10 protein-coding genes are annotated in these 6,799 nt (G+C 38.6%); all 10 read right to left on the bottom strand.

The window, feature by feature from the left end; genetic code table 11:
* Window positions 1-132: 132 nt before the first annotated feature.
* Window positions 133-675 carry a tetratricopeptide repeat protein gene (locus tag A8O23_RS21080; protein ID WP_153042315.1) on the bottom strand — a complete coding sequence of 181 codons (543 nt, stop codon included), beginning with the start codon at window positions 673-675 and terminating at the stop codon, window positions 133-135.
* 170 nt (window positions 676-845) lie between these two features.
* On the bottom strand, window positions 846-1,301 hold the full coding sequence (locus A8O23_RS21075) for a hypothetical protein (RefSeq protein WP_066626122.1): 456 nt from the start codon (window positions 1,299-1,301) through the stop codon (window positions 846-848).
* A 90-nt stretch (window positions 1,302-1,391) separates the two neighbouring features.
* Entirely contained in the window at window positions 1,392-1,931 is a 540-nt protein-coding gene (locus A8O23_RS21070) for a TPM domain-containing protein (protein WP_066626121.1), read from the bottom strand.
* Window positions 1,932-2,026: 95 nt separating this feature from the next.
* On the bottom strand, window positions 2,027-2,620 hold the full coding sequence (locus A8O23_RS21065; RefSeq protein ID WP_066626120.1) for a hypothetical protein: 594 nt from the start codon (window positions 2,618-2,620) through the stop codon (window positions 2,027-2,029).
* Window positions 2,621-2,713: 93 nt separating this feature from the next.
* Window positions 2,714-3,115, bottom strand: a complete 402-nt coding sequence (locus tag A8O23_RS21060; RefSeq protein ID WP_066626110.1) for a hypothetical protein — start codon at window positions 3,113-3,115, stop codon at window positions 2,714-2,716.
* 76 nt (window positions 3,116-3,191) lie between these two features.
* Window positions 3,192-3,794 (bottom strand): hypothetical protein, encoded by a 603-nt coding sequence (locus A8O23_RS21055; RefSeq protein WP_066626108.1) that lies wholly within the window; start codon window positions 3,792-3,794, stop codon window positions 3,192-3,194.
* Between the two features lie 67 nt (window positions 3,795-3,861).
* Window positions 3,862-4,500 (bottom strand): hypothetical protein, encoded by a 639-nt coding sequence (locus A8O23_RS21050; RefSeq protein ID WP_066626106.1) that lies wholly within the window; start codon window positions 4,498-4,500, stop codon window positions 3,862-3,864.
* An 87-nt stretch (window positions 4,501-4,587) separates the two neighbouring features.
* Entirely contained in the window at window positions 4,588-4,980 is a 393-nt protein-coding gene (locus A8O23_RS21045; RefSeq protein ID WP_066626104.1) for a hypothetical protein, read from the bottom strand.
* A gap of 100 nt (window positions 4,981-5,080) precedes the next feature.
* Window positions 5,081-5,584 (bottom strand): hypothetical protein, encoded by a 504-nt coding sequence (locus A8O23_RS21040; protein ID WP_066626101.1) that lies wholly within the window; start codon window positions 5,582-5,584, stop codon window positions 5,081-5,083.
* A 545-nt stretch (window positions 5,585-6,129) separates the two neighbouring features.
* Window positions 6,130-6,645, bottom strand: a complete 516-nt coding sequence (locus A8O23_RS21030; RefSeq protein ID WP_153042314.1) for a hypothetical protein — start codon at window positions 6,643-6,645, stop codon at window positions 6,130-6,132.
* Window positions 6,646-6,799 lie beyond the last annotated feature (154 nt).

The following is a 6,799-nucleotide window of genomic DNA, read 5'->3' as shown; positions in this document are numbered from 1 at the left end:
CCGTGTGTAACAAGCTGCTCAAGCAGGCTTTTGCCATTGTAAATTCCGGCGTTCCCTACCAACCGGATTTTAACAGAATTCCCGCCTAATTCCCTTGACCTTTAACAGAGTTCATGTTGGGTGGAGCTTTTTTTATTCTCCTACAATTTGCTCATAACTGATTTCTCCGGTCCAGTATTTTGTCAGCTTTTCTTTTGACACATATATATCCTTGTACTTGTCGAGAATGTCTTTCTGAAAGTCCTTGTAATCTTTTAATTTCATTAGTTCAAATTCTCTATTGGCTGAGGCTGTGTCACCAGCTGCTTCCAACATCCCGATATATTCTAATCTTAAGTCAAAATTAAGGCTATCTTTATTTAAATAATCTTCATACATATTGAGTGCTCTTGCATAATATTCCTTTGCAAGTGTAGTGTCTCCTTTCAACTCGAGGAACAGAGCTTTTTGTCCTAAGAATTGTGGAATCTCTGGTTTGAGCACAATTAATTCATCAACTGTTCGAATTAATCCTTCAATATCCTTTTTCCTGTATAGAAGCGTTGTCTTATGGGTTAAGGCTTGAATATTCTTACTATCTAGTTCTAGAGCTATACTTGTCAAACTAAAAGAGCTGTCGATTTTGATTTTGTCGTCCAGCTCTGAAGACAAGTACACATCCATTGCTTTTTCCATAACCTCATTAGATTCTTCGGTCTGTCGGCATGAAATAATTGTTAAACAATAAATTAGTAATAGTTTCAATCTGGATTTCATTTCCTTAATTAAAGTTGCACCCAACGGCTAGTGTAAACGGCGGCGGAGGCCGTCGGCCGAAGCTGGCGTTTACACATTGTTGCCCGAAGTTATTTTTTCTCTACTTGTGCTGAAATCCCGTCTACGATTTTGTCCAGAACGTTTTTATCCTCTTCACTGGCATTTATATAAAGGACTATGATGCCTAAAAAGTCCTCCTCCCGCCAGAAAAGATTTGATTTTCTAATTGTTCCTCTTTTCTTTTTTCCGTTAATGGACGTAACAATGTACTGTTTTCCAGTGAGTGCGGGAATTGCATGAAGGCCACCGCAAATAATTCTAAGTTCTGCACCACTTTCAAGATTGTAACTTTGAATAAAACCCTCTCCATACCAAAATACATTCTTTTTTTTGAATCCTTTTGGGAGATTGAATCGGAGAGTGTCCTTAATATAAAGGCAGGGCAGTTCTATTTTATAGCTTCTTTCTTCCTTAATGGCTTGCGCATATGATAATGTTGGCAATAACATAAGTACCAGTAAGAATGCAAGAAGAGCTTTTTTCATGTTTATAATTACGGGCAACGGTCTCGTGTAAACAACGTGCTAGGCCGTCGGCCGACGCATGATGTTTACACAATGTTGTACAATGTACTTTTATTTCCAATGTTTTATTAATTCTGTTAGACCAGATGAGATGCCATCATAAAATTGCCCTTCTTTAAACTTAGGAACCATAAATTGGTCAATTATACTTTGACATATTTCATCAGTCAATACCTTTTCTGTTCCTAAACCTGTCGAAATTCGTATTTTACTTAACGATTTACTGAAAACGATTGTCAAACCATTATTCTTCTCTTTTCTACCTACTCCCCATTCTTTTGACAAATCCAATGCATACTGGTCAAAATCTGAATAAGGCTCTACAGAACTAATGGTAACTACGGCTATTTGATTTGTTGTCTTACGTTCAAATGAAGTGATTATCTCTGTTAGCTCTTTTATTTGCTCTTTGGATAAAATATTTTCGAAGTCGTTAACATATCCAATTGGTTTAGGGAATTTACTTTCTTTTAAACTGAGAGCGACTAATTCAAGGTTTTGATTTTTAGATTCTGCTTCTTGTGCCGTGCAACTATATGTTACAAAACTTAGAGACATTACTAATAAGAATATAAATCTTCTATTTTTCATGTTTTGTATATTGTACAACGGTCTCGTGTAAAAAGTGTGCGAGGCCGTCGGCCGACGCATAATTTTTACCCAATGTTAGCAGCAGGCATTTCTTTTTAGTTTAGTGAGCAAAGCCGTCCACTTTCTATTTCTTGATAAGCTGAAGGGAAAGCATAGATTTCTTTTTTGCCCCTGGAATCGTTACATCTTGGAATTTGCGTTGCGTCCTTTTTAGCCATGCGTTTCAGCTTATTCCAGAACTTCTCCGTCGTCTTGTCGGCACCGTTTCCTATTATCTTGTAGTGGTTGCCTATCCAACCAAAGTTAGATATAGGAATTTCGCCTTCGTCGGTAATTTTGACTTCAAGGTGAATAACACCAGGATGACCCGCGCCAAAATAAGGAATTACAGAATTGGCTCCTGGCCTTACTTCTGTCCATCCTGCCCACGGGTCTGTAATTTGTGCGCTTGCTGCGGAAGCCAAGTCCAGAAGTGGTAACGGTCCAGAAGGTACATGCCACAAGTTATACTCTACGTGGCCTAATCCAGATTTTTGGGTAGCTAAATCTACTCTGATGTCGTGTTCTTTTTTGGCAATCCATTTTCTGTTTCCGTTTGAAACAAGGAATGCCAGTTCCTCTTCTTGATTGAGCCAGTTATTAAGTAGCTCAACGTCTTGTTGCGCCAGATACATTGGTAACCATGCCATTCTTATATTCTTATTGCTTGCTGCTAACGGCTAGTGTAAGCGGCGGACTAGGCCGTCGGCTGAAGGCTGACGTTTACACAATGTTGGGCAGCGTTATTTTTTCTCCCAAGGTTTGTTGTATTCATTATAGTCGCTCCACTTCATTTTTAAAGCTTCGAGAAGTTTTGCGCCTGCAATTGTAATTGTATTCTCGTGTGATAGGTAAATCACCCAGTTTGCCACAGAGTCGGTGAAGAATTTTTCTACTAGTTCATATTCCTCTATCTCAGAGACAGGTATTGTTCTGTCTTCGTTGATTTCACTTATTTCGTAAACAAGTCCAGGTGCAATCTCCTCTAAGATTTGTTTGAGATTTTCTAGTCCGAATGCAGATTCAAATTCATCGAATACAAAATAGTCGACCGTATCAGAAGCTAATTCACCGTTCAATGGTGTCCATAATCCTTCTGCGCCCCACTTTTCTATTAGCTTCTTTCTTATCTGTTCATTCTTCATAATAATTTTAATGCTGCCCAACGGCTAGTATAAACGACGGCGGAGGCCGTCGGCCGAAGCTGGCGTTTATACAGTGTTACCTCACGTTATTTTTTACTTTTTCTCTTTCACCGAGGTATCTAAGGAAGAAATGCTCGATTGCAATTGCTGAGTTTACATCAAGTTTAAGCTTGTCCTGCTTTAAAACTTTACTGCCTGTATTTGTCAATACCAATGTGCTTTCTTCAATTTCTATTTTCTGAATAGAACACATGTCCACTTTATCAGACACCCCTGATAGTTTAAGCTTTTCTCCTTTTAGCTTTATTATCCCGCTTGGTAGGTCCAGTAGGCCAGCAATTAAAATCAGAATCCCTACCGCCACTCCAATTTTTGCATAAACATCCATTGAAGGAATCCAGAGCGCACACGCCAACGAAATCCCTGCTATAGCCAAACCTAATCCCAATTTTGAGTATTTTGAGTAATCGTCGTTGAGTGTCGGGTATCTTATTTCATTTTTCTTTAGGCCAGCCCTGAACATCAAGTTGTCTATGATTCCCCAAACCAAACCAGCTAGCCATAGAAAAAATAAGGCTTCCTCAAGAAGAGGGAATCTATCCGTCGTCAAGAGGAAGGTAAACGCTATTATACCTACCAGCTGAAAGATATCGCCATATTTTTCTATAAACTTCTTCATTTTTTCAATATTACCGCTAACGGACTAGTATAAAAAGCGTGTGAGGCCGTCGGCCGAAGTATGATTTTTATACAGTGTTAGCACACGTTTTTCTTATTTCTTTTTCAAAAGCATTTAGCTGCTTTGTAATTGCGTCTTTATTCTTTGAAGATATTATGAAAGCGGGGAGTTTTGCCACCATTGATGATTGTCCTACTGCTTCCCTTTTCCTGATTGTTGAATTAATGTAATCTCTTAAATAGCTTAAATGCTCAAGATTGTAAATCCAGAGAAGTCCGTTTTTAACTTCTTTTTGGTAAAACAGGTCTAAACCGAAGAATGGGTCTGTCGGAGTTTCACCTTTATATCTGTACCAGTTTATTTCATATTCCCTTTCTTGCTTACATACAGGGCATTGAGCCAGTCCAGTTTTGTAAGGGACTTGGGTCTTTTCGAATACTTTTTGGAAGACAGAGCCGCAATGCGCACAAGCCCTTCCTTTATAGTCGAATCCGATGTAACCCATATAGTAGCCAAACCATTCTTCCTCACTTGGAGATGTATGTCCGCAATCCAAGCAATTGAACTTTGCACTTTTATTTCTTTCGTCAAAGTATCCGCCCTTGGCAGTAGTTACTTTTCCTTTTCCGTTACAATTGGGGCATCTGACAAACACTTCATAGCTGAAGTAGTCCAATGGGAAGTATGGCTTGTCAAAGATGTTCATTTGTTTTTTAAATGTGTGCTAACAGACTAGTATAAACGACGGCGAAGGCCATCGGCCGAGATGACGTTTATACAGTGTTCTCAGTTGTTATTTTATAAAGTTCCAATAGACATAAATTGCCAGAATTAGGATTGAGATGACAGAGAGTGTATATTTTCTTTGACGATGCTTTGTTATATACCCGTCTTTCTTCATATCCCAATCACAGAGCATTTCAAGAAGCACATGGTGAAAGCCGAAGATGAAATCATGCCATTCAAAAGCTTCCTTTGCTCTTCTCTTGGCAGCTATTTGATTTTTCTTCTGGTCGTAGCGGGTTAATACAGAAACTTTTTTGTTCTCGTAATCTATTGGAACATTTCTAATCGCCAGTTCCCTCTTTGCTTGTTCCACGGCCAAGGGGTTCCAATTATCAGGAAAGTTTGCAATCCTGATTAATTCGTCTGTCTCTCGGTCGCTTATAGGAGGATTGAATTCCATAATTATTAATTACTGAGAACGGTCTCGTGCATGAGGCGTGCGAGGCCGTCGGCCGTGGCATGGCTTATGCACAATGTTAGGCGCTGACATTTTTTCTTTTTTATTGAAGGTTCTTTCTTAGTATTGCCACACCTTCATTCATTATGTCTGCAAGAATAGCGATTTCCTTTTTAGTCCACTGTGGAATATATTCCTTGCCTTCTGGTGTAATCGCTGGGAAATTGTTGCCGAAGAAAAGCTTATCATAAACCAGATTCCTTGCCTCTTCATTTTTATTTCCATTAAACTCTATCCCCAAAGTCGTGGTCACGTCCGTAAACAGGTTCCATGTATTCAGGAAGTCTTGACAGTCTATTAATCCAGTCGGATTCTTTAACCAATCATTTAGTAAGTCGAGGTCGTACTTTGCAGATACTTCCTCTTCTATGGCTATTCCTGCCTTTTGGGTAAACTCAAGTAGGTCTTCTTTTTTATTGAAATTCTGGAGTCGCAATTCTTCTGTTGCTGGGTCAGTAACCAAACCGTCAACTTCATCTAAAAACCAAATCAAGTATTTTACTTGATAGTCAAGTTGCAACTCAATTATGTAGTACTGCTTTTCCAATTTTTATTGTTTGCGCCTAACGGCCTCGTGTAAACAACGTGCTAGGCCGTCGGCCGACGCATGGTGTTTACGCAATGTTGGCAATTGTTATTTTTTTACATTACAGGAATGAACTTCATCAATCCATTGTCGCAAGCATGATAATATAATAATGTGTTATCGTGCCAAAACACATCAATTACTTCACCTATTTCAAAGGGTGCAGATGAATTATTTGCGAATCTCAGTTTTATTAGACTAGTATTTCCTCCTTGCAGAATTCTTACGTAAGGATAACATAATTTTGTGTAGTCATTCCTAATAGGTCCCTTCTCCCATCTAAATTCAATTACTTCTGCCTGTAAAATCTCAGAAGAGCTTCTAATTTTATAGAAATGTTTTTTGTTATAAACCATTAAGCTCAAGCCAAATGCAATTATTAACGCTATAACGATCCACATTTTTTGATTTTATTATTTATTAATACTTGCCAACGTACTTGTGTAAACGGCTGCGAGGCCGTCGGCCGATGGTGCCGTTTACACGTTGTTGGCACATCGTGCTTTTTAATGTTTGATTATAGATTCTATTCTAAACAGTTTCTGCCCTCTATTAAGAAGCACAGGATGATATTCTCCGCTAAAGAAGTCCCTTAAATAATCCCAATCGCTCGCGTTCATGCTCCCGCTTCCGTTTTTATCTAGGTTGTTGACTATTTCTAGGTTTCCAATTAATTCGAAGTTCTCTCGGAAACGCATAAATTCTTTTCTCCAAATGGTCAATCCGTAAGAACCAATGTAGAACGGTTTGACTTCAGGATGCACTGTCCACATCCATTCTAATTCTTTATTTGAGTATTTGAAGTAGTCGTTCTTTCTGTTACCGATTCCGAAAAATTCGCTCTCAATTATCGATTGTATTGTAGGCTTTTCCTGCTCGTCAACTGTCAGTGCTGCAAAAGTGAAATTTTGAGGGCTTTTATCCTTATAGGTGCTTGTGCATAAAAGTACTTTATATCTCCCGTCAGCAGCTCTAAAAGTTAAAATGTCTCCTTGATTTATATCCTTTATTATTTCTTTCATCTTTAGCATGTGTGCCAACGGTTGGTATAAAAAACGGCGAAGGCCGTCGGCCGAGATGATTTTTATACAATCCTATGTTTGCAAAAACCATTTAACTTGTACCAAAAGAGAAGAAAGGGAGGAACAAGATTATTTATACAATGAGGCGGTTGTA

Origin of the sequence: Rufibacter roseus (assembly GCF_001647285.1) — a bacterium.
Classification (GTDB): domain Bacteria; phylum Bacteroidota; class Bacteroidia; order Cytophagales; family Hymenobacteraceae; genus Nibribacter; species Nibribacter roseus.
This window is presented reverse-complemented; position numbering and strand designations above follow the sequence as displayed.